The sequence below is a fragment of the Pseudomonas sp. GW823-FHT04A03 genome (assembly GCF_058796615.1).
In genome coordinates, this window is record NZ_JBXAIV010000001.1 from 1 (window position 1) to 20,608 (window position 20,608).

At 60.3% G+C, this 20,608-nt stretch carries 17 protein-coding genes and 1 rRNA gene; 10 read left to right on the top strand and 8 right to left on the bottom strand.

All coding sequences use genetic code 11. The features are described 5' to 3' along the window. Positions 1–215: 215 nt before the first annotated feature. The 4 genes from rrf (at position 216) to AC1Q9F_RS00020 (ending at position 3,807) form a co-directional block, all read left to right on the top strand. Positions 216–331 (top strand): 5S ribosomal RNA (gene rrf / locus AC1Q9F_RS00005). Between the two features lie 124 nt (positions 332–455). Continuing rightward, complete coding sequence (locus AC1Q9F_RS00010) at positions 456–911, top strand: VOC family protein (protein ID WP_492619428.1); 456 nt, start codon at positions 456–458, stop codon at positions 909–911. 79 nt (positions 912–990) lie between these two features. Continuing rightward, on the top strand, positions 991–2,535 hold the full coding sequence (locus AC1Q9F_RS00015) for a methyltransferase regulatory domain-containing protein (RefSeq protein ID WP_492619427.1): 1,545 nt from the start codon (positions 991–993) through the stop codon (positions 2,533–2,535). 129 nt (positions 2,536–2,664) lie between these two features. Next, on the top strand, positions 2,665–3,807 hold the full coding sequence (locus tag AC1Q9F_RS00020; protein ID WP_492619426.1) for a GGDEF domain-containing protein: 1,143 nt from the start codon (positions 2,665–2,667) through the stop codon (positions 3,805–3,807). Between the two features lie 90 nt (positions 3,808–3,897). Here the strand turns inward: AC1Q9F_RS00020 and AC1Q9F_RS00025 are convergent, their stop codons facing one another. From AC1Q9F_RS00025 to AC1Q9F_RS00035, 3 genes are all read right to left on the bottom strand, one after another. After that, positions 3,898–5,343 (bottom strand): DUF2971 domain-containing protein, encoded by a 1,446-nt coding sequence (locus AC1Q9F_RS00025; RefSeq protein ID WP_492619425.1) that lies wholly within the window; start codon positions 5,341–5,343, stop codon positions 3,898–3,900. 142 nt (positions 5,344–5,485) lie between these two features. Next, the gene (locus AC1Q9F_RS00030) at positions 5,486–6,424 is read right to left on the bottom strand and encodes an AraC family transcriptional regulator (protein WP_207985840.1); all 939 of its coding nucleotides are present in this window, start codon (positions 6,422–6,424) and stop codon (positions 5,486–5,488) included. Positions 6,425–6,445: 21 nt separating this feature from the next. Beyond that, a complete protein-coding gene (locus AC1Q9F_RS00035; protein ID WP_492619424.1) occupies positions 6,446–7,279 on the bottom strand; it encodes an oxidoreductase in 834 nt (277 codons plus the stop codon). A gap of 30 nt (positions 7,280–7,309) precedes the next feature. On the opposite strand from AC1Q9F_RS00035, the gene AC1Q9F_RS00040 reads away from it, so the two are divergent. Together AC1Q9F_RS00040 and AC1Q9F_RS00045 are read left to right on the top strand one after the other, a co-directional pair. Then, on the top strand, positions 7,310–7,474 hold the full coding sequence (locus tag AC1Q9F_RS00040) for a hypothetical protein (RefSeq protein WP_273903676.1): 165 nt from the start codon (positions 7,310–7,312) through the stop codon (positions 7,472–7,474). Continuing rightward, complete coding sequence (locus tag AC1Q9F_RS00045) at positions 7,471–8,454, top strand: alpha/beta hydrolase (protein WP_492619423.1); 984 nt, start codon at positions 7,471–7,473, stop codon at positions 8,452–8,454. The genes AC1Q9F_RS00040 and AC1Q9F_RS00045 overlap by 4 nt, the downstream gene beginning before the upstream one ends. Positions 8,455–8,621: 167 nt before the next feature. Here AC1Q9F_RS00045 and AC1Q9F_RS00050 read toward each other — a convergent pair whose 3' ends face one another. Beyond that, positions 8,622–10,481, bottom strand: a complete 1,860-nt coding sequence (locus tag AC1Q9F_RS00050; protein ID WP_492619422.1) for an ABC transporter ATP-binding protein — start codon at positions 10,479–10,481, stop codon at positions 8,622–8,624. 167 nt (positions 10,482–10,648) lie between these two features. Here AC1Q9F_RS00050 and hchA point away from each other — a divergent pair, with 167 nt between their 5' ends. The 3 genes from hchA (at position 10,649) to AC1Q9F_RS00065 (ending at position 15,247) form a co-directional block, all read left to right on the top strand. Further along, positions 10,649–11,527 (top strand): glyoxalase III HchA, encoded by an 879-nt coding sequence (gene hchA, locus AC1Q9F_RS00055; RefSeq protein ID WP_492619421.1) that lies wholly within the window; start codon positions 10,649–10,651, stop codon positions 11,525–11,527. After that, positions 11,524–12,243, top strand: coding sequence for a PA1136 family autoinducer-binding transcriptional regulator (locus tag AC1Q9F_RS00060; RefSeq protein WP_492619420.1), 720 nt, complete (start codon positions 11,524–11,526; stop codon positions 12,241–12,243). The genes hchA and AC1Q9F_RS00060 overlap by 4 nt, the downstream gene beginning before the upstream one ends. Before the next feature lie 121 nt (positions 12,244–12,364). Beyond that, entirely contained in the window at positions 12,365–15,247 is a 2,883-nt protein-coding gene (locus AC1Q9F_RS00065) for an ATP-binding protein (RefSeq protein WP_492619419.1), read from the top strand. Here AC1Q9F_RS00065 and AC1Q9F_RS00070 read toward each other — a convergent pair. The 3 genes from AC1Q9F_RS00070 to AC1Q9F_RS00080 all read right to left on the bottom strand — a co-directional run bounded on the left by AC1Q9F_RS00070 (position 15,234) and on the right by AC1Q9F_RS00080 (position 17,902). Beyond that, positions 15,234–15,848: a response regulator transcription factor gene (locus AC1Q9F_RS00070; protein ID WP_492619418.1), complete on the bottom strand. Its 615-nt coding sequence runs from the start codon at positions 15,846–15,848 to the stop codon at positions 15,234–15,236. The genes AC1Q9F_RS00065 and AC1Q9F_RS00070 overlap by 14 nt on opposite strands. A 78-nt stretch (positions 15,849–15,926) precedes the next feature. Then, a complete protein-coding gene (locus AC1Q9F_RS00075) occupies positions 15,927–16,298 on the bottom strand; it encodes a response regulator (protein ID WP_039771030.1) in 372 nt (123 codons plus the stop codon). After that, a complete protein-coding gene (locus tag AC1Q9F_RS00080) occupies positions 16,298–17,902 on the bottom strand; it encodes a PAS domain-containing sensor histidine kinase (RefSeq protein WP_492619417.1) in 1,605 nt (534 codons plus the stop codon). The genes AC1Q9F_RS00075 and AC1Q9F_RS00080 overlap by 1 nt, the downstream gene beginning before the upstream one ends. Before the next feature lie 338 nt (positions 17,903–18,240). On the opposite strand from AC1Q9F_RS00080, the gene AC1Q9F_RS00085 reads away from it, so the two are divergent. After that, positions 18,241–19,206 (top strand): quinone oxidoreductase family protein, encoded by a 966-nt coding sequence (locus AC1Q9F_RS00085; protein ID WP_492619416.1) that lies wholly within the window; start codon positions 18,241–18,243, stop codon positions 19,204–19,206. On the opposite strand, the gene AC1Q9F_RS00090 is transcribed toward AC1Q9F_RS00085, so the two are convergent. Continuing rightward, positions 19,193–20,422 (bottom strand): MFS transporter, encoded by a 1,230-nt coding sequence (locus AC1Q9F_RS00090; RefSeq protein ID WP_492619415.1) that lies wholly within the window; start codon positions 20,420–20,422, stop codon positions 19,193–19,195. The two genes, AC1Q9F_RS00085 and AC1Q9F_RS00090, sit on opposite strands and share 14 nt — an antisense overlap. Positions 20,423–20,608: the final 186 nt, after the last annotated feature.

Sequence of the window (20,608 nt, forward strand, 5' to 3'; positions counted from 1 at the left end):
TGTAAGCGCTGTGAGGCGTTGAGCTAACCAATACTAATTGCCCGTGAGGCTTGACCATATAACACCCAAGCAATTTGCGAACTCGAGAGAGACCAGATTGCGGTGTGTGAAGACGAAAATGAACCGAAAGTTCGACGCTCACAAAACACCGAAAGCTGTCACATACCCAATTTGCTGAAGCGAGGCCGTCTGGCCACGACTCAGTACCCGAATTTCTTGACGACCATAGAGCGTTGGAACCACCTGATCCCATCCCGAACTCAGAAGTGAAACGATGCATCGCCGATGGTAGTGTGGGGTTTCCCCATGTGAGAGTAGGTCATCGTCAAGATTAAATTCCGAAACCCCAATTGCGAAAGCAGTTGGGGTTTTGTTTTGCCCGCAGGAAAGTTTTTGCTCGCGTCAGAGAATACGTTGATGGTTACCATGAGCGTCCATTCGGCAGGAGGAAGACAATGCAACTCAAGTTCAGTCACGTCGATGTACTCGTCAATAACCTCGAAGAAGCCTGTGCGTACTACGCGCAGATATTGAAGGGAAGAATCTCCAGAACTCTGGTGTGGGAGCGGGGTGGCCTGCATGTGCATTATGCGATTGCGTTGATCGGGCAGGAGCGTTTCATGCTGGTTCAGCCATTGGCCGGGAATCTGCGGGAGCTCCTGGATAGCGCAGGCGAGGGCATGATCTACCGTCACTGCTATTCGACTCCCGACATCGAAAAAGCTTACGACGAACTGGTCGCCGAAGGCGTGCAGCCAGAAGATGAAAACGGTAAACCGCTGGCCCGCGAACACCTGCAGTCGCCGGCTGGGGCACGCATCATCTGGTTGCCCAAACGCTTCGGTCACTTCTCGATCGAAATCCTCGAAGAAAAAACGCTGGAGGCGTTTATCGAGGAGGCGTTTGTCTGACGTTTTTCCTCTTGTGATACGCCACGACTACCCCGTATAAGAGCGACTTTCACTTCCGATATAAGAAAAGGGTGCACGCATGAGCAATGCCTGGAACGAGGGATATTTCACGGACGAAGGCTACACCTACGGGTATAGCCGGGAAATCAATCCGGTTTTCCAGCGTTATTGTCTGTTGCTGCGCGGTTTCGCCACGCTGGAAAGCACTGACGCTTACCACTGCGAGCTGGGCTTCGGTCAGGGCGTCTCGATCAACATCCATGCCGCAGGCAATCCGGGTCCTTATGTCGGCACCGACTTTCACCCGGGCCAGGCGTCTCATGCCATCGCTCTGGCCAGAGACTGGGGCAGCGATGCGCGACTGTATGACGACAGCTTCGAGCAGTTGCTGGCCCGCCATGACTTGCCCCAGTTCGACAGCATCAGCCTGCATGGTATCTGGACCTGGGTCAGCCGCGACAACCATAAGCTGATCGTGGAATTCGTCCGTCGTCATCTCAAGCCTGGTGGTCTGCTCTACGTCAGCTACAACTGCTTCCCGGGCTGGTCGCCTCAAGCACCCCTGCGCCAACTGTTCAGCCTGCACGACCGTTTCGCCAGTCAGGCCTCTGCTCGTCCTGATCAGCGTATCGACGCTGCGCTGCAATTTTCGGAGGCGTTGCTGGCGGCAAATCCTAAATATGCCAACTCCGCATCGGGTCTGGACGCCAAGCTTCAGAGCATCAAAGGCCAGGATCGCCAGTACGTCGCTCATGAGTATTTCAACCGCGACTGGAACTGCATGTATTTCACCGACGTGGTTGATGCCCTGGCACCCGCCAAGCTCGATTACGCCACGACAGCCGTACCGCTGGACTCAGTCGACCCGCTCAACCTGAGCGCCGAAGGCATAGACTTTCTGGAAGGTATCGAGCACCCCGTCATGCGCGAGCAGGCGCGTGACTACTTCGTGAACCAGAGTTTCCGCCGGGATCTTTATGTCCGCGGCGCCAACAGACTGTCCGCCACCGAGCACCGCGAGCGCATGCTCAGCACGCGTTTCGTCCTGTTGCAGGCGGCTGAAAGCGTCCCGGTCAACGTCATCGGTCCAGCGGGTGCAGCCACGCTGCAGGCAGAGATCTATGGCCCGGTACTCGCCGCACTGTCGGATGCCGCCCATGTGCCAAAGACGTTGCGACATCTGCTGGATCTAGTGTCCCCGTTAACGTATGGCGACGTGGAGCAGGCTCTCAATGTTTTGATCGGCATGGGGGTCGTGGCGCCCTGTCAGAGCGAAGCGGCCGAAAAACTGGTGCAGGCCCGCTGCAACACGCTCAATCTGCAGTTGTGCAGGCGCTCTCTGTATGACCACAAGATTCAAGTGCTGGCGAGTCCGGTGACCGGTGGTGGCGTGACGGTCAGTCGCTTCCAGCAGTTGTTCCTGATATCGATCAAGCAAGGCAAAACACACCCGGCCGAATGGGCGCAACTGGCATGGAGCATCATCGGCGGCCAGGGCGAAGGTCTCCTCAAAGACGGCAAGGCCTTGACCACCGCTGAGGAAAACCTTGTCGAACTGACCGCGCAGGCTCAAGCATTTGCCGAGAGTGCGCTGGTCATTCTCAAGGCGCTGAAAATCGCTTAGGCAGGGTATTCGAAACAGGGCAGGCGGCAGGTCGGGATCCTGTCGCCTGTATTTGACGGCACTGCCAGGCGCGGTGCTGGCCAGGGGGCTTTTGTCGGGTTTTGTTGCAGTCAGGCTTGGATGGATCGAATGGAATTATCAGATCTTCGGCATGAGCAGGGCGCTTCGATCGACGAGCAGGTCAACACTGATCGATTGCATCAGTTGTTTCGCCAATCCGTTTCAGCCGTTGTCGGCAGCTACCTGGCCGCGCTCATGCTCTGCGGGCTGTGTTGGGATCGTTTTGAGCAGGCCTGTATTTTCTGGTGGCTCGGCCTGCTGACGGCGTCTACGTTGTTGCGCGTTTCGATGTTTGTCGCCTGGTTCCGCAGCGATGAGAGCGTGCGGACCCCCAAGCGCTGGGAGCGCAAATACTGGGCGACCCTGGTGCTGTCTGCCGGCATCTGGGGCGCGGGTGCGTTGATCATCATGCCGGCCGACGACCAGTTAGCGCAGGCATTGGTCATGCTCTTCACGGTCGGGATGTCGGTCAGCGCAGTGTCCTGTTATTCAGCCTATCGATACATGACGCTGGTCTCCATGGCGCTGGTATTGCTGCCGTGTACGTTCTGGCTGCTGTTTCAACCGACCACGCTTCAGGTTGGAATGGCGCTGGCGGTCCTTGTCTTCGCCTCGTTCGTCGCCCGTGCTACGCGCAAGATGTCCGAAGCGCTGGAGGCCGCCTTTCGCCTGACCCGGGAAATGGAGCAGGCACACAATATCTCAAGGCTTGCCGCGCGGACCGATGAGTTGACCGGCCTGAACAACCGGCGGGCATTTTTCGAGCGGGCGCAGCAACTGTTCGATGAATGCCGGCGGCGTCAGTCGAGCCTGTGTGCCGTCATGCTGGACATGGATCATTTCAAACACATCAATGACACCTACGGCCACCAGGTCGGGGATCGTGTTCTGCAGCAGATGGGAAGCATCATCTGTACGTACTTTCGGGACACTGATGTGCATGGTCGGTTGGGTGGCGAAGAGTTCGCGATCCTGCTTCCGGACACCTCGATCGAGGTGGCGGTGGAGCTGCTGGAAAACCTGATCGTAACCATGCCCAGGAGCATGACGGGCCCGGTTCATCGCATCACCGCCAGCCTCGGCGTTGCTTCGATGCAGAACGAAGACTCGGACCTGCACAGCCTGATGAACAATGCCGACAGGGCCTTGTATCGAGCCAAGGCCCTGGGACGAAATCAGATCGCGGTGGCCGAACAGGCCTGGTGTCGTTGAGATTGATCCGGCTCGACGCCAACCCTGCGCAGGCCAAGCATCCCGGACCTCAGTGTGATATCGGGATTTCAGGATTTGCTTGGGTGCAAACTATTTTTCGCTTTCGGGAGACTTGTCGATGAAGTCGGCAGGGCTTGAATTCAGCAGCGTAGAAAGAAGCTCCATTCTCTTGTGCCGGATGGTCTTTGTCTCTCTGTCGAAATAGGCTTGGTAGAAGTTGAAGTCTGTTCTTTGCGAACGGGCGATGTGTGGAGAAAACTTCTGAATCAAGGATTTCTTGTCTTCTTCGCTGGTTTTTATTCCAAAAATGATGCCGTCGAGTGCGTCGAAGCTGTAATGAAAAACTCTGTGTTTTGGGTCGGAAATGTTGGCGAAGGGCGTCAGAACAGCCCGATGTTCGTTTTCATGTTTCCAGGCGTTGAGCTTTTCTGTGACTGAGACATTGAAGGCTGAATTGTATTTTTGAATGGAAAATTTTTCCGGAATCATCCAGTTCTGGATGGGGCTGGTCTTTCCGTTATCCGTGTACCAGTCATTCAGTGACATCCGTTGAGGAATGTTTGCAATGCATTCGAAGAAATTGTATTCGGCAAATTCGGGTTCATAGGACACCGGCTGAAGTTTGAAAACCCAATCCTGAGCGGGTTCCGGGTAACCTTGCGGTGGCTTCAACTCCATTGTGAAGTTCTCTGCGGTTTTTCCCGGCTTGAATTTAAGGCAGACACTTTTGTGGTCTGCACCATACGTTCCCCAAATAGAAGAGTCTTCGCACTCGGACATGAAGCAGGCGACGTACCAGTCCGGATACATCAGTTGTTCGAGGGCCTTGACATAGGTGCGAGTGAAGTGGACCTGCAGGAAGTGAAGGGTTTTCTGAATGTTGTTGTCCAGCGCCTCCTTGTTCATGAAGCTGAAAAGATTGATCTGGTCGGCTGCGAATCTCATGTCGTCATAGCTTCCCCTGATAGATTCAGCTACTTCTTCGGACGCCGAGGAAAGGATGTTCAAGCCATCGATCAATTGATTCAGTCTGATCTTTCTTTCGCTTTGAAACGATTCGCCAGCGCTCAGATCAAGCACCAGGACACCTGCGTCGACATAGGCTTTGCAGCAACAGTGAAGTGCAAACTGGTGGCAGGCATAAAGATAGGTCAGTAACTCGTCTTCATAAATTTTCCTGTTTGAGGAAGACAGGAGCTTTATGAATTTCGAGGTGATTTCGTCATCGAAAAACATGGCCAGTGCACGTTGCTCTATCACTTTCATGTCGTCAGGCAGCCGACCCCAGTCGAGTGTCGTGGGAATGGTCGGCGAATACGACTCGGTAGTGATGTCGCGTAGTTTAAGCGCCAGGCATCTGATGTAGTGTTTGAAAAGGTTTTTCCATACGATCTCATCCCCCTGCCAGAAGATGTTTTTCCTTCCTTCAAGAGGGTCGTTCAGTTGATCGGGCGCTGCGAAATATAGGGTCAGGTGTTCAATTTCGGACTCGAGTAGTCTCTTGACGGGTCTGAATCGATACAGATATTCACTCATGAGGCAATCCTTGGCGGGAGATGATTGTCCTCTATCGGCATGTCGCGGGAAAAATGAAGGTCTGGCCCGGTGAACCATAAGCAAAGGTGGTGGGTGCACCAAGCCCGTCGTCAGTGCTCGCAAGAGCTCGCGTGATCAACGGCTAATGCGAAGAAACATAAACCGAGGGCGAAGTCGGCGCAGGCAACGCATACGTTGCCTTCATCCACTCAATCTCCGCCAGCGGTGTCCTGCCAAAGAACCGTTTGAACTCCCGACTGAACTGCGAAGCGCTTTCATAGCCGACACTGAACGCCGCCGCTGACGCAGTCATGGCGTGGCGCAACATCAAAAGTCGCGCCTGATGCAGGCGCGTCGACTTCAGGTATTGCATGGGCGAGGCGTCCGTCACGCTGCGAAAGTGCAGGTGAAAACTGGGCACGCTCATGCTCGCTTCGCGGGCCAGTTGCTCGACGTCCAGGCGTTCCTGATAGCTGCTGTGGATCTTGCGGATCGCCCGCGTCACCTTGCCGAAGTGTCCCTGTCGATTGAGTGCGGCGCGCATCGAGCCGCCTTGTTCGCCGGTCAGGATGCGGTAATAGATTTCCCGCAACAGCGACGGCCCCAATATCTGCGCCTCACCCGCATTGCTCATGGCTTCGAGAAAACGCAGCGTTGATGCGCGCAGGCGATTGTCCATCGGTGAGGCGAACATGCCTTTGGGTGGCGCATCACTCGGGCCGTGAACCTCATCCACCTGCTGCATCAACTCGCTGGCCACCTGGAAATCGAGCTGCATATAGATCGCGAGCATTGGCTCGTCTTCAGAGGCATCGGTCTCCATGGTGAAGGGGATCGGAACCGACACCACCAGGTAATGCTGGGCGTCATAGACGTAGACGTCATCGCCCAGATACCCTCGCTTCCGACCCTGACAGAGAATCACGATGCCGGGGTCGTACAGCACCGGCGTGCGGGTCAGTGGCCGGTTCGAGCGCAGGAAGCGCACGCCCTCCAGCGCGCTGAGGTTGTAGCCCTCGACCGGTGCCAGCGTCTCCATGAGCTGCACCATGCGCGAAGTGCTTGGGTCGGCCTGTTTCATTGCGTTCTCTCTGTGGGCCGTTCAATGGTCGGTGGAACGGGTCAGCGCTTCCCATTGGTCGATCTCGCTGGCGGCGCGTTTCAGCTTGTCGCGCACCAGGCTCAATGCATCGCTGCCCAGCAATAGATGCGCTGGCGGAGCAGGGCAGGCGATGATCTGCAACATCGCCTGCGCCGCTTTGCGCGGATCGCCGAGCTGCTTGCCGCTCTTGTCTTCGCGCGCCTTGCGCACCGGATCGAAGCTGGCGTCATAGTCGGCGATGCTGCGGGGCGTACGCTGCATCGAGCGCCCGGCCCAGTCGGTTCGAAATGAACCGGGTGCGACGGCGGTCACGAAGATATTGAACGGCGCCAGTTCCTTGCTCAGGGTATCGGAGATGCCTTCGAGCGCAAACTTGCTGCCGCAGTAGTACGCGATACCCGGCATCGTGATCGTGCCGCCCATCGACGTGATATTGAGAATATGACCCGCCCGCCGCTGGCGAAAGAACGGCACAAACGCCTTGGTCACGGCGACCGCGCCGAACACATTCACGTCGAACTGGCGGCGCATGTCCTCCAGCGGTGATTCTTCGAAAATGCCTTCGTGGCCGTAGCCGGCGTTGTTGACCAGCACATCGACCGGGCCGTGGGTCGCTTCGGCGGACGCCACGACGCTATCGATCCGCTCGAAGTCCGTGACGTCCAGCAGCACGCCGTACGCGTTGTCGATGGACAGCGCCTGAAAGGTTTGCAGGTCGGCTTCGTTGCGCACGGTGCCGATGACGCGGTGACCGGTAGCCAGCGCTTCCTTGGCCAGCGCGTGGCCGAAGCCGCTGCTCACGCCGGTGATGAAAAGGGTTTTGGTGGTGGTCATGACGGGCTCCAGTGAATGCGGTTTCAGCTCATGGTATCCATCGAAGAAACACTCACCTATGTCGGTTTGTCTTTGATCATTGCCTATTCCTATCACCGGGGCGGGATGACGGCCGATGAACTTTTTGCGTTGCTCCAGGCATCCAGGCTGGAACAGACCGCAACCGCTGATATCCTGCGCAACAACCGCCGATGAGCCAGGACGAAATGAAGACATCAACCCGTTGGCCCGCAGACGATAACGAGTTGGCGCAATTGCGCGCGTTCAACCGCAAGCTTGCCCGGCTGCCGCGCTTTCGCATCCGCAATCGCATTACGCCACGGGCGATTCAGTTGCTGTTGCGCCTAAGCCAATTGGGCGGCGCAAGAAAGTTGCTCAAGCACGGGCTCGAGGCCGAACGAAAAGTGGTGGGTGTCGACGGCGCGTCAGTGCCGGTGCGGATTATTCGGCCAAAGACAAAGGCCAAAGGCGTGGTGCTGGATTTCCATGGCGGCGGCTGGGTCATCGGCAACGCGCAGATGAACGACCCCCTCAATATCGCCATGGTGAAATCCTGCGACGTAGCAGTGATCTCGGTCGACTATCGGCTTGTGGTCTCGACTCCGATCGAGGGCGTCATGCAGGACTGTCTCACGGCTGCCCGCTGGCTGCTGAGCGATGACTGCCGCGAGTTTGCGAGCCTGCCCGTCATCGTCGTGGGCGAGTCGGCTGGCGGCCACCTTGCCGCCGCGACCCTGCTGCAACTCAAACAGTGGCCGGACCTGCTCGAACGGGTGAGCGGGGCGCTGCTGTATTACGGCGTCTACGACCTGACCGGAACCCCCAGCGTACGCACCGCCGGGCCCGATACCTTGCTGCTGGATGGGCCGGGGCTGGTTGAAGCGCTGCAAATGCTCACTCCGGGATTGAACGATGAAGAGCGCCGGCAGGCGCCCTTGTCTCCGCTGTACGGTGACTTCACCGGTTTTCCGCCAGCGTTGATGTTTGCTGCGGAACTGGATCCGCTCAGGGATGACACGCTTGAGTTGGCTGAGCGTTGGGGGCGGGCGGCGGAAGTGGAGGTACATCTGTTGCCGGAAACGGCTCATGGGGTGATTCATTTCCCGCTGGGGTTGGCGGGGAGGGTGCTTGGATATAGTCGTGCCTGGGTTGGGGGGCGGGTTGCTGAGGGGTAAGTGGCGGAGGGCGGATTTGGAGCTGATTGGAGGGTTTTATGGAGGGCTGTTTTCGGCCAGAAGCGGACGCTCGCGATTGTTGATGTTTCGGTTTGTCTTTGAGCCTTGCCTAATCCTCTCAGCGCCAATCAGCCCCGCAATCGTTATCGCGGGGCTGATCAAAGGACTCACGCCTGATCCATCGCCTCGGCCACGCCCTGATCCTCACCCAGAAACCCGCCACTCTGATGCTGCCACAGCCGCGCATAGGTGCCGTTTTTCGCCAGCAATTCAGTGTGAGTGCCTTGCTCGATGATGCGCCCTTCATCCATGACAATCAGTCGATCCATCGCGGCAATCGTCGACAGTCGATGGGCGATGGCGATCACGGTTTTGCCCTGCATCATTTCATCGAGGCTTTCCTGGATGGCGACTTCGACCTCGGAATCCAGTGCGCTGGTAGCTTCGTCCAATAGAAGGATCGGAGCGTTCTTGAGCATCACCCGGGCGATGGCGATACGTTGGCGCTGGCCACCGGAAAGCTTGATGCCGCGTTCGCCCACCAGCGTGTCGTAGCCAGTATGGCCTTGACGATCGCTGAGCTGGTTGATGAAACCGTCGGCCTGGGCGTTGGCCGCAGCGCGCTGGATCTGCGCGTCGGTCGCGTCCGGTCGGCCGTAGGCGATGTTGTCGCGAATCGACCGGTGCAGCAGGGACGTGTCCTGAGTGACCATGCCGATCGCGCTGCGCAGACTGTCCTGTGTCACCTGCGCGATGTTTTGTCCGTCGATGCGAATCTCGCCGCGATCGACGTCGTAGAAGCGCAGCAGCAGGTTGATCAGCGTGGATTTACCGGCACCGGAACGGCCCACCAGACCGATTTTTTCCCCCGGCTGGATGCTCAGGCTCAAGCCGTCGAGCACCTGGCGTTCGCCGTTGTAGTTGAAGCTCACGTTGTCGAATTCCACGGCGCCGCCGGAAGGCACCAATACGCCGGCGTCCGGTGCATCCTGCACCTTGGGGCCACGGGTCAGGGTGCCCATGCCGTCCTGCACGGTGCCGATGTTTTCGAACAGCGACGTCATCTGCCACATGATCCAGTGCGACATGCCATTGATGCGCAACGCCATGGCCGTGATTGCCGCCACCGCCCCGGTGCCGACTTCGCCCTGATGCCACAGCCACAAGGCGTAGCCGCCGGCGCCCATGATCAACCCGACGACCAGCGCCTGATTGACGATTTCGAACTGGCTGACCAGACGCATCTGGCGAAAACCGGTCTGCTTGAAGTCCTCCATTGCTGCCCGCGCAAAGTGCGCTTCACGTTTGGAGTGGGAGAACAGTTTCACCGTGGTGATGTTGGTGTATGCATCCGAAACCCGGCCCGTCATCGATGACCGTGCATGGGCCTGTTCCTGTCCGACCTGGCCCAGGCGTGGCACGAAATACAGCATCGCCAACCCGAACAGCGCGACCCAGGCAATGAACGGCAGCATGAGTTTCAGGGCGAAACCGCCGGCCAGGGCGATGATCGCAATGAAGTAGACGCCGATGCCCGGTGCGATTTCGATGACGGTGAACAGCACCTCGCGCACGGCCAGCGCCGTCTGCATAACCTTGGTCGTGACCCGGCCGGAAAACTCATCGGAAAAGAACGAAAGGCTCTGCCGCAGCATCAGTCGATGGAAGTCCCAGCGCAGGCGCAGCGGCAGATTGATCGCCAACACCTGGTGCTGAACCATAGTGCGCAGCGCCACCAGCCCGACGCTGGTCAGCAATACGATGCCGATGCCCCACAGCACGCGGCTCTCCTGGCCGTTCACATCGCCGCCGGCCTGCCAGGTCGAAAGCAGGTCCACAACCTGACCGAGAAAGGAAAACAACCAGGCTTCGTAGATCGACACACCGGCACTGAGCAGCGCCAGCGCGAGGATATAACCGCGGGCACCGCGGGTGCAGGCCCACAGGAATCGCGCCAGACCGACCGGCGGTGGCGGCGCTTCGTCGGGCGGGAAGGGGTCGAGCCGTTGTTCAAACAGGCGAAGCATTGTGGGTCTCCGAAATGATCAATTGCGGGGATTCTGCCATTTAACGACGCTCTTGAGGGTTTGCAGGTTCCCGGGGATGTCCTCGTTGAGGGAAAACCCTCATTGCCGGAACACCGTCGCGTTACTAGCATGGGTCTCGGCAATCGACCCATTCGATGGAGAGCACCATGGCTACCACGCAGACTGACGACAAGCGCCCGACCCCCGATCCGGCCGAGGACAACGCGTTTTTCCCCTCGCCGTATTCCCTCAGCCAGTTCACCTCGCCCAAATCCGATCTCAGTGATGCCGAGTACCCCAACTGTTACAAGGGCGGGCGCTGGAAGGTCCTGATGATCGGCGCGGACGAGCGCTATCTGTTGACCGACAACGGCACCATGTTCTCCACGGGCAATCATCCGGTTGAAACCTTGCTGCCGATGTATCACCTGGACAAGGCGGGTTTCGGCTTCGACGTCGCGACGCTGTCGGGCAATCCGGTCAAGTTCGAGTTCTGGGCCATGCCCTCCGAAGACGCTGAAGTGAAGGGCTTCTACGAGCAATATCGCGATCAGTTCAAGCGCCCACTCAAGCTGTCCCAGGTGATCGAAGAAGCGCTGGGCGAGGACTCGGACTATATCGGCGTGTTCATCCCCGGCGGCCACGGTGCGCTGATCGGCCTGCCGGAAAGCGAGGATGTGAAGAAAGTCCTGCAATGGGCCGTCGCCAAGGACAAATTCGTCATTACCCTGTGCCACGGCCCGGCGGCGTTGCTGGCGGCCGGTCTCGGTGAAACAAAAGATTCATGCATCTTCAACGGTTACCGGATCTGCGCGTTTCCCGATGCCCTGGACGCGACAACCCCTGACATCGGTTACATGCCCGGCCACCTGACCTGGAAGTTCGGCGAGCAGTTGCAGGCACTCGGTGTGGAAATCACCAACCAGGGCATTTCCGGGGCGACGCTTCAGGATCGCAAACTGCTGACCGGTGACAGTCCGCTGGCGGGCAACGCGCTAGGCAAACTGGCGGCGGCCGCGCTCCTGAAAGAGGTCACGTCGGGGTGAGCCCCGGACCTGCCGAAGCACTCTTGCGCGCCGCCCTCGACATTGAGGCGGCGCCCACGCTGGTGGCGATCCAGAAGGCCGTCCGCAGTTTCGCGGGGGCCTATGGTTACGATCGATTCGTCCTGTTCTCCGCGACCTCGGCGTCGGAGGACGTGGTCGAGCGCATTTACTGGGTGGAAGGCGACTGGTTCGGCGACGGCATCACTGTCGACGCCCAGACCTACGTTCAGCGCTGCCCCGTGACTCGCCACCTGCTGGACACCCGCGAATCCTTCTTCTGGAGCAAAGTGCAGGAGGAGAGCGGCGAACTCTATCGAGTCGTTCGTGTGCCAAGTGGCCCGGGCGTGCATGGCTTGCAGATTCCGGTCTTCGGTCCGCAGGGGCTTGAAGGCGCCATGAGTCTTGGGGGCGAGCAGATCGATTCGTCGGCTCGGATTCGTCTGGCACTGGGCATGCTCGCCACAGTGGCGTTTTCCTCTGCACGACGCTTGCTCGAAGCGCCGCTGGATGAGACTGCGGGAAAGCTCTCGACCCGCGAGCGCGAAGTGCTGGCGTGGGTCGCTGCCGGTCGGCGGCAGGCCGACATTGCCGCCACGCTCGGCTTGTCCGGCCGTACAGTGGAAAATCACCTGCGTTCGGCCCGTCGGCATCTCGGCGTGGCGACCACCGCTCAGGCCATCAAAATTGCCATTCGCAAGGGTGAAATAAAGGGGTGAGGTTCTCACTCTGCCGGTGCCGTGCTTGAACGTCGGTGCAAAACTCCTATGATGCAAAGGGCCCGCGCCGGCTGTCTGTAACCGGCGCCGCCCCCTACGTTTTTTAGAGAGATCGATCCTCGTGGAGTCTTTTCCGGACGCATTGCACGAATCCCTCACGACCCAATTCATTTTCGGTCCTTTCTGCGTCGTTCCGGGCAAACGGCTGCTGACCCGCAACGGGGTGGCGGTCGAGATCGGCGGTCGGGCGCTGGACCTGCTGATCGCCTTGCTCGAGCAGCCGGGCCGCGTGCTGTCCAAATACGACCTGATCGACAAGGTGTGGCCCGACAGCGTGGTGGCCGAAGGCAGCCTGCGCTTTCATATGACCGGCCTGCGGCGGATTCTCGGGGATGGCGAGGAGCAGGCGCGTTACATCGCAACCCAGGTGGGCGTGGGTTATGCCTTCGTCGCGCCGCTGGAAAGAAAACAGACCACTGTTCAACCGGCGCTCATCGCGCCCCGGGCCATCGAGGGCGTTTGCAGTCTGCCGCCACGGGCAAAACTGATCGGCCGAGAAACCGATCTGCAACTGGTCATCGACCACATGCAGCAACCGAGGCTGTTCACCATCGTCGGCCCCGGCGGCGTCGGCAAGACCAGCCTGGCCATCGAAGTGGCGCACCGCATCGCCGCCCAAGGCTACGAGCGCGTCAGTTTCGTCGATCTGGCGCAAGTGGAGGACTGCGCGCTGGTGCCGTCGGCACTGGCCCGGTCACTGGATATCCCGGTGCAGGCCGAAGACCCGATGTTTGTCCTGCTGGCGCATTTGCGTGAACAGCGGCTGATGCTGGTGATCGACAACTGCGAACACCTGATCGACGCGGTGTCGACCCTGCTGGAGCAGATCACCGATACGGCGCCGGATGTCGGGGTTCTGGCGACCAGTCGCGAGCCGCTGCGGGTGCGTGGCGAATACGTGCACTGGCTCAATCCGCTGGAATTTCCCCGTGAGCGGCAACACCTCTCCGTTGAAGAACTGCTGGCATTTCCGGCCATCAAGCTGTTTGTCGAGCGCGCGTCGTCGAGCAATGCTGCGTTGCTGCTGGAAGCGGACGGAGGGCAAATGATTGCGGACATTTGCCAGCGGCTGGAGGGCATGGCGCTGCCGATCGAACTGGCGGCGATGCGAGTCGCCAGCCACGGACTGAAGGCCACCCACGCACTGCTCGGCGAGCGTTTCTCGCTGGGCTGGTCGGGGCGCAGAACTGCCGTGCCGCGCCATCAGACCCTGCGCGCCATGCTCGACTGGAGTTATGACCTGCTGTCGCCGCAAGAGCGTCTGGCGCTGGAGCGGTTTTCGGTCTTCGTCGGGCCGTTTTCCCAGGAAGCCGCCGCACAGGTGGTTGCCGAATCGCAACACGAAAGCGCCACGGCGGCCGCGATCCTTGATGATCTGGTGTGCAAGGGACTGGTCACGGTCGATCACAGCGACTCGACGGATTCGTATCGATTGCTGGAGATGACGCGCGCATACGCCCGGGAGAAATTGACCGCGCGGGGAGAGGCCGAGGTCAATGCGCTGGCGTTCCGGCATGCGGCGTTTTACATGGACCTGCTCGGCCATCTGGGGACTTCCCCCGACGAGATTTTCCGTTATTCGGCGCGTCTGGCCAGCCAGTTGGGTAACGTTCGCGGTGCGCTGGAATGGAGCTTCGGCCCCCACGGCGATCCGGGGTTGGCGTTGCCGCTGGCGGCCGCGAGCGCGCCGTTGTTCCTGCATTTTTCATTGCTGGTCGAGTGCCGCACCTGGTGTTCCCGGGCGGTGGAACTGCTGGAGCTGGGGTACTACGGCACGCCCACCGAAATGGAACTGCAAGCCGCGCTCGGTCTGGTGCTGATGTTCACCCGAGGCAACAGTGAGGCCGCCGAAAAAGCCTTGCTCCGGGCGCAGGATATTGCCGTCGCGCTGAACGACTACGGCTCTCAGCTGAGGTTGCTGGGCCGCTTGCAGATCTTCTACGAGCGCATCGGTGATTTCCCTTCCTCGCTGGCCTGGGCGGAGCAGGCAGCCGTGGTCGGCAACACTCTCAACGAGCCCGCCGCCATCGCGATTGCCGCATCGCTGACCGGCATCTCCCATCATCTGCTCGGTAACCAGCGTCTGGCCCGCCAGGAACTGGAAAGCTCGTTGCGCAACAGCTTGCCGTCCCATCCCAGCAACACGATTTATTACGGCTTCGATCACCGCAATCGCACGGGGCTGGCGCTGGCGCGTTCGCTCTGGCTACAGGGCTATCCCGATCAGGCGCGGCGCTGGGCCGAGCAGATAGAGGCCGAAGCCTCGGCGCTGCAGCATCCGGTCACCTACTGCATCGCCATGGTCTGGATCTTGTGCATCTATATCTGGACCGGTGATCTGGCGAAGGCCACTGCGAGCCTCGAGCGGTTCAGCGCTATCGCCGAAACCAACGCACTCGGCCCCTACATTGCCGCCTGTCACGGGTTGCGTGCGGCGATCGCCATCCGCGCCGAAGAGCCGGGGGATGCGGTCGTCATGCTGGAAGAAAGTCTGGCGCGGTTGCGTAGCATGCGTTACGAACTGCTCACGACTTCGTTCGAAATCGCACTGGCCGAAGGCCTGATGCTGGTGGGCCAACACCCCAAGGCGCTGACCCTGGTCGACGGCACCATCGATCACTGCCGCCGAAGCGGTGATGCCTTTGCGCTGCCGGAACTGCTGCGAATCAAGGCCGGTATTCTCAAGGTCATCCACACCGACGATGTTCAGGCCATGCTGACGGTTCTTGAGGAGTCCATTGCGCTGAGCCGAGAGCAGGGCGCCTGGGCGTGGGAGTTGCGGTCATCGATGGATCTGGCCCGGTTCTGGCTTGAACAGGGTCAACCGGATCAGGCCCAAACGTTGCTCGGTGCCTGCCGCGAGCGGGCTTCGGAAGGCTTCGACAGCCTTGATCTGCGTCGGCTGGAAAGCTTCTGGCAGAGCCTGCCGGTCACGCCGGCGTAATCAGGGCGGCCATTTTCACCAGGTCCGCCAGCGAGCGGGCCTTCATCTTGCGCATCACCTTGCCGCGATGGGCCTTGACGGTGATTTCGCTGATGTTGAGGTCGGCGGCAATCAGTTTGTTCAGCCGCCCGCTGACCACCGAAGCCATGATCTCCTGCTCGCGGGGCGTCAGGGTCTTGTAGGCCTCGAGCAGTGAGCGCAGGTTCTTTTCTCCCTCCAGCGCCACACGACTGCTTTGCAGCGCATCGGTCATGGCGGCGAGGATCACATCGTCATTGAACGGTTTGGTCAGAAACTCCACCGCGCCGGCCTTCAAGGCCCGCACCGTGCGCGGAATATCGCCGTAGCCGGTGATGAAGATGATCGGCATGTTGTGGCGTTCATCGGCAAGGGCGGTCTGCAGATCCAGGCCGCTGAGGTCGGGCAGGTTGATGTCCAGTACCAGACAACTGGGCACCAGCGCCCGGGGCGCGTCGAGAAAATCCTGCGCGGACTCGAACAGCCGTGGCTGCCATCCGGCGAAGCGGATCATCAGTTCCAGCGACTCGCGCACGGAAATGTCGTCATCGACAACGAATACGACGGGCGTGAGATCACTCATCGGTAATGCTCCACGGGAAGGGGCGATTGCGTTGTTCGCGTTCAACATGTCGATTCCTTGTTCTGTTCGGCTTCACACTCAGTCGAGGGGCAGGGCGGCGCTCAGGGCCTTGAGCAATTGGGCTTCGCTGAAGGGCTTGAACAGGCACTCCACCGCGCCACTGTTCAGCAGCTTTGCCTGTTCGCTTGCGTCGCCGTGAGCAGTGATGAAAATCACCGGAATGCGATAGTCACGGCGCAGCAGCTCCCGCTGCAGATCCGGGCCCGACATGCCGGGCATGGCCACGTCGAGAATCAGGCAATGAGTCAGGTCCAGATAGGGCGATGCCAGAAACGCCTGCGCCGAGGCAAACGCCTGGACGGCAAAACCGAATTCCTTGATCAGGTCCGGCAGTGATTCGCGAACCGATTCGTCGTCATCGACCACCGATACGAGCAAATGCGTACCCATCAATCATTCTCCACGGTGCGATCGGCGAGGTCGCGGTTATCGGTTTGCGGCAAGTCCGTCGAATTCGGGATGGCAAAGGTAAACGTCGCTCCCGGGCCGTCGTTGGCGGTGGCCCAGAGTTTGCCGTCGTGGCGCTCGATGATCGAGCGACTGATGGACAGACCGACGCCCATGCCCGAGCTTTTGGTGGTGTAGAACGCATTGAAAATGCGCTCGATGTCCTGCGGATCGACCCCGTTGCCGCTGTCTTTCACCGCCAGGTAAACGCTCTCGTCCGCCCCAAGCCCGGTGCTGACGATCAATTGCCGGGGTCGGCCGTGGATCGCACACATGGCCTCGGCGGCATTCATGATCAGGTTGAGGATCACTTGCTGGAGCTGGACCCGGTCACCCCTGACCAGCGGCAGCGCTTCGGCAAATTGCGGATGCAGCACCACGCCGTTGCGCTGCAGCTCGCCCAGCAGCATGGCGATAACTTCCCGTGCCGCGTCATTCAGATTGACGTCTTCAATGGTGATGCTTTTCTTCGAGAACAGCGCCCGCAGTCGATTGATCACATCGGCCGCGCGATTGCCGTCGCGAATGGTGCGGCGCGCGGTTTCCCTGGCGCCGTCGACATTCGGCGGATCCGCACCCAGCATACGCAGGCAGGTGCTGGCGTTGGTGATGATGCCGGCCAGCGGTTGATTGACCTCGTGGGCAATCGACGCCGTGACCGCGCCAAGGCTGGCGACTCTGGCCAGGTGCGTCAGTTCCGAGCGCGCCTTGCTCAAGAGGACCTCCGCCCGCTTGCGGTCTTCGATGTCGGTGTTCTCGCCGTACCAGCGCACGAGCCGCCCGGTGTCATCGCGCTGGGGCACGGCGCGGATCAGAAACCAGCGGTAAATGCCGTCGAAGCGCTTCAGCCGGGCCTCGTACTCACCGGCGCTGCCCGATTGCAGAATCCCTTGCCAATAGACTGCCAGGCCCGGTGCGTCGTCCGGGTGGATGGACGCCGTCCAGCCATGGCCGCAGGCCTGTTCGAGGGACATGCCGGTGTAGTCGCACCAGCGTCGATTGACGAAGCCGACGCTGCCTTCCGGCGAAGCACTCCAGACAAAACCGGGAACGGCATCGATGATCCCTCGCAGACGTTCTTCCGACGCGCTGACTTCGGCGAGGGCATTGGCGATCAGCACCTTGTCCCGCCGGCGCTCATCGATATCGACCTGCAGCACGCACCAGCGTGTGATGGTGCCTTCGCTGTCTCTGATCGGCAGGCCGCGCACATGGAACCAGCGATAGACACCGTCGGCGCGACGGATGCGGTGCTCGATCTCATAGGGTGTGCCGGTGCCGACCGAATGCATCCACGCGGCGATGACCGAGGGCAGGTCGTCCGGGTGCACGGTTTCGCCGGCTTGCCATTTTTTCAGTTCATGAAGCGGGGCGCCGATGTAATCCAGGATGGGCCGGTTGACCTGTTCCAGCTCACCGGAAGGCGTCATGAAGGCGACCATGGCCGGGATGCTGTCGATGATGGCTTCGACCCCGGGCATGGGCATGATTGCGTCACTGGCGCGGTCTGGACCGTCCTCGATGACGCGCTCCTGCTCGTTCGTCATACCGATTCTCATTGTGTGCAGTCACCGTTGAACAAAGATGCGCCTTCTGCTGGCACTCGCCCATCATACTTTGGTGTCGCTCGTAGCGAATATCGGCCGTCATCGCACACTGCGACGGGCATCACAGTGGCGCTTTTGTAAGCCACTGTATCTACGGCCGCTTGAGCCATACAAGCATGCAAACCAGCCTGTTCGCGAAACGGCGCGGATACACCACCCGCTCACTATTGGCCCTGGTTTCAACGTCCTTCGATGTTGATTGAAGACAACGTGACGTCTGCGCGCCTGCCACCAGAATGGCAGTAAGGCAGGCCTCCCCTGTGACAGGGCAGAACATTATGAAAGCAGTGGTGATCGAGGCTTTTGGCGGGCCTGAAGTCTTGACGGTGCAAGACATTCAACTGGCAGAACCTGGGCCCGGACAAGTCCTGGTCAAGGTCATGGCGGCGGGCATCAATTTCATGGACACCGGTGTCCGGCGCGGTCTTGGCGCCGCCTGGGAGTTGCCGCTGACGCCGGGTGCCGAAGGTGCCGGCATCGTCATCGCCACCGGTCCGCAGGTGACGGAGTTCGGAGTCGGTGACCGCGTGGCCTGGCATTACGTGCCGGGCAGCTACGCCGAGCAGGTGATCGCCCCGGTCAGCCAGTTGGTGCCGTTGCCCGACGAGATCGACTTCACCACCGCCGCCAGCCTGATGATGCAGGGCCTGACCGCCAGCAATCTGGTGGACAAGGTGCATGCGATCCAGCCGGGCGACGTGGCCTTCGTGCACGCGGCGGCGGGTGGCGTGGGCCTGATGCTGACCCAGTTGATCAAGCTGCGGGGCGGCAGGGTCATTGGCCGGGTGTCTCACGCCGACAAGGTGGAGGCTGTGCTCGCGGCCGGGGCTGACTATGTGGTGATCGGGCGGGCGCACAATATTGCCAGGCAGGTCATGCGCCTGACCGACGGGCAGCGCGTGAATGCGGTGTACGACGGCACCGGCGCGGAAGGGTTCGCCGACTCGCTGGAGATGCTGGATTACTTCGGCACCCTGGCCTTGTACGGGCCGTTCATGAACCCGATCCCGCCGATCGATATCTTCAGCGTGCCGCGCAGCATCAAGCTGACGTATCCCTCGGTCATGCATTACGTGCGCAACCGCGAAGTGCTGCTGGAAAAGTCCCGGCAACTGTTCACGTGGGTCAGCACCGGCAAGCTGAAAACCTTTATCGGCCAGCGTTATTCACTGGACGACGCGCAACAGGCCCATCGCGATATCGAGTCGCGCAACACCACGGGCAAGCTGATCATTGTTCCTTAGTGCCACGCCAGATCAGCAGGGCCGCCAAGAGCTGACTACCGGCGAAAAAGGTGAACAGCTCTTGTGCGGTCCATCGGGCATCCAGCAGAAAACCGGCAACCACCGGCGAAATGATCGCCCCGAGACGCCCCATCGCCAGCACCAGGCCGACGCCGGTCGTGCGAACCGAAGTGCAGAACGCCTGGGGGGCCAGAACATACAGCGCGGCGACCGCACCATTGAGCATCAGGCCCAGTGTGACGGCGACGAGTGCCGCCAGACCGGGTACGTGCGAGGCTGGAACCATCAGCGGCAGCAGGGCGGCGTTGAGCAGCAGGAAACCCGACAACAATCGTCGGCAGCCGAAGCGATTGGCCGTCAGTCCCAGCAGCAGGGCACCGAGCATGCCGCCAAACGCCAGTAACACCCCGATCCGGGCACCTTGCTGATCGGTAAAACCGTTGTGGACCAGCAGGCTCGGGGTCCAGCTCATGACGAAGTAAAAGCAGAACATCAGCAGAAAGAGTGCCAGCGCCAGCGATGTGGTCTGTTGCCGATGACCGGGCGCAAACGGTCGGCTGGCGTTGTCAGGCGACGCAGGAGCGACAGGCGCGCGGTGTTCGAGTGCCAGAAATGACGGCGACTCTCGCAGCCAGAAAACACCCGCCAACGCTGCCGCCAGCGTGATGCAGCCACCAGCGAGAAAGACATACCGCCAGCCCATCAAATCATTCAGTACATGCGCCAGCACTCCGCCCAGACTCGCGCCCATGGCAAAAGCGAGGGATTGCAACGCGATGGCCAGATTGCGCCGCTGCGGGCTGGCGTGCTCGAACGTCAGCACGTTCGCCCCCACCAGCACCGCCCCCGTGCCGATGCCGGTCAACAAACGCAGGAACATCAATACGTGATGATCAGGGCTCCAGAACGACAGCAACATGCTCAGGCCGCTGAGCAGCAATCCGGCGAGCAATAAAGGCCTGCGCCCGAAGCGGTCGGCCCTGGGCGCGGCCAGCAGCGAACCGAGCGCCATCCCGACCAGACTTGCGCTCAATAGCAGGCCCAGTTGCGCGCCGCTCAACGCCCATTCCGCCGCAACCCGGCTGGCGGTGAAAGCCATCGCCATGACGTCCAGCCCGTCGATCACGTTGAACAGCATGCACAACCCGATCACCCACCACGGCGAAGTGGTCGATGGCGTACTGCTCAGGCGTTCGAGCGCTGTCTCCCCACGCATCCGCAATCCTTGTTCCGATCTGTCATTCAAATGGGCCGTTTCCCCGCCGCATTCTGCCCGTTAACCGCTGCTGAATTCGAGTGCGATTTTGCGCACCGGGCCAGCGGGTCATACCAAGGTATCGACCGACACCATCGTGTAATCGCCCCGGTGCCAGCGCAGTGGTCTGATCCGATTGGCGATGCC

Coding starts and splice junctions, on each gene's coding strand:
- AC1Q9F_RS00010 (WP_492619428.1), top strand. CDS start 456: ATGCAACTCAAGTTCAGTCACGTCGATGTACTCGTCAATAACCTCGAA.
- AC1Q9F_RS00015 (WP_492619427.1), top strand. CDS start 991: ATGAGCAATGCCTGGAACGAGGGATATTTCACGGACGAAGGCTACACC.
- AC1Q9F_RS00020 (WP_492619426.1), top strand. CDS start 2,665: ATGGAATTATCAGATCTTCGGCATGAGCAGGGCGCTTCGATCGACGAG.
- AC1Q9F_RS00025 (WP_492619425.1), bottom strand. CDS start 5,343: ATGAGTGAATATCTGTATCGATTCAGACCCGTCAAGAGACTACTCGAG.
- AC1Q9F_RS00030 (WP_207985840.1), bottom strand. CDS start 6,424: ATGAAACAGGCCGACCCAAGCACTTCGCGCATGGTGCAGCTCATGGAG.
- AC1Q9F_RS00035 (WP_492619424.1), bottom strand. CDS start 7,279: ATGACCACCACCAAAACCCTTTTCATCACCGGCGTGAGCAGCGGCTTC.
- AC1Q9F_RS00040 (WP_273903676.1), top strand. CDS start 7,310: ATGGTATCCATCGAAGAAACACTCACCTATGTCGGTTTGTCTTTGATC.
- AC1Q9F_RS00045 (WP_492619423.1), top strand. CDS start 7,471: ATGAGCCAGGACGAAATGAAGACATCAACCCGTTGGCCCGCAGACGAT.
- AC1Q9F_RS00050 (WP_492619422.1), bottom strand. CDS start 10,481: ATGCTTCGCCTGTTTGAACAACGGCTCGACCCCTTCCCGCCCGACGAA.
- hchA (WP_492619421.1), top strand. CDS start 10,649: ATGGCTACCACGCAGACTGACGACAAGCGCCCGACCCCCGATCCGGCC.
- AC1Q9F_RS00070 (WP_492619418.1), bottom strand. CDS start 15,848: ATGAGTGATCTCACGCCCGTCGTATTCGTTGTCGATGACGACATTTCC.
- AC1Q9F_RS00075 (WP_039771030.1), bottom strand. CDS start 16,298: ATGGGTACGCATTTGCTCGTATCGGTGGTCGATGACGACGAATCGGTT.
- AC1Q9F_RS00080 (WP_492619417.1), bottom strand. CDS start 17,902: ATGACGAACGAGCAGGAGCGCGTCATCGAGGACGGTCCAGACCGCGCC.
- AC1Q9F_RS00085 (WP_492619416.1), top strand. CDS start 18,241: ATGAAAGCAGTGGTGATCGAGGCTTTTGGCGGGCCTGAAGTCTTGACG.
- AC1Q9F_RS00090 (WP_492619415.1), bottom strand. CDS start 20,422: ATGCGTGGGGAGACAGCGCTCGAACGCCTGAGCAGTACGCCATCGACC.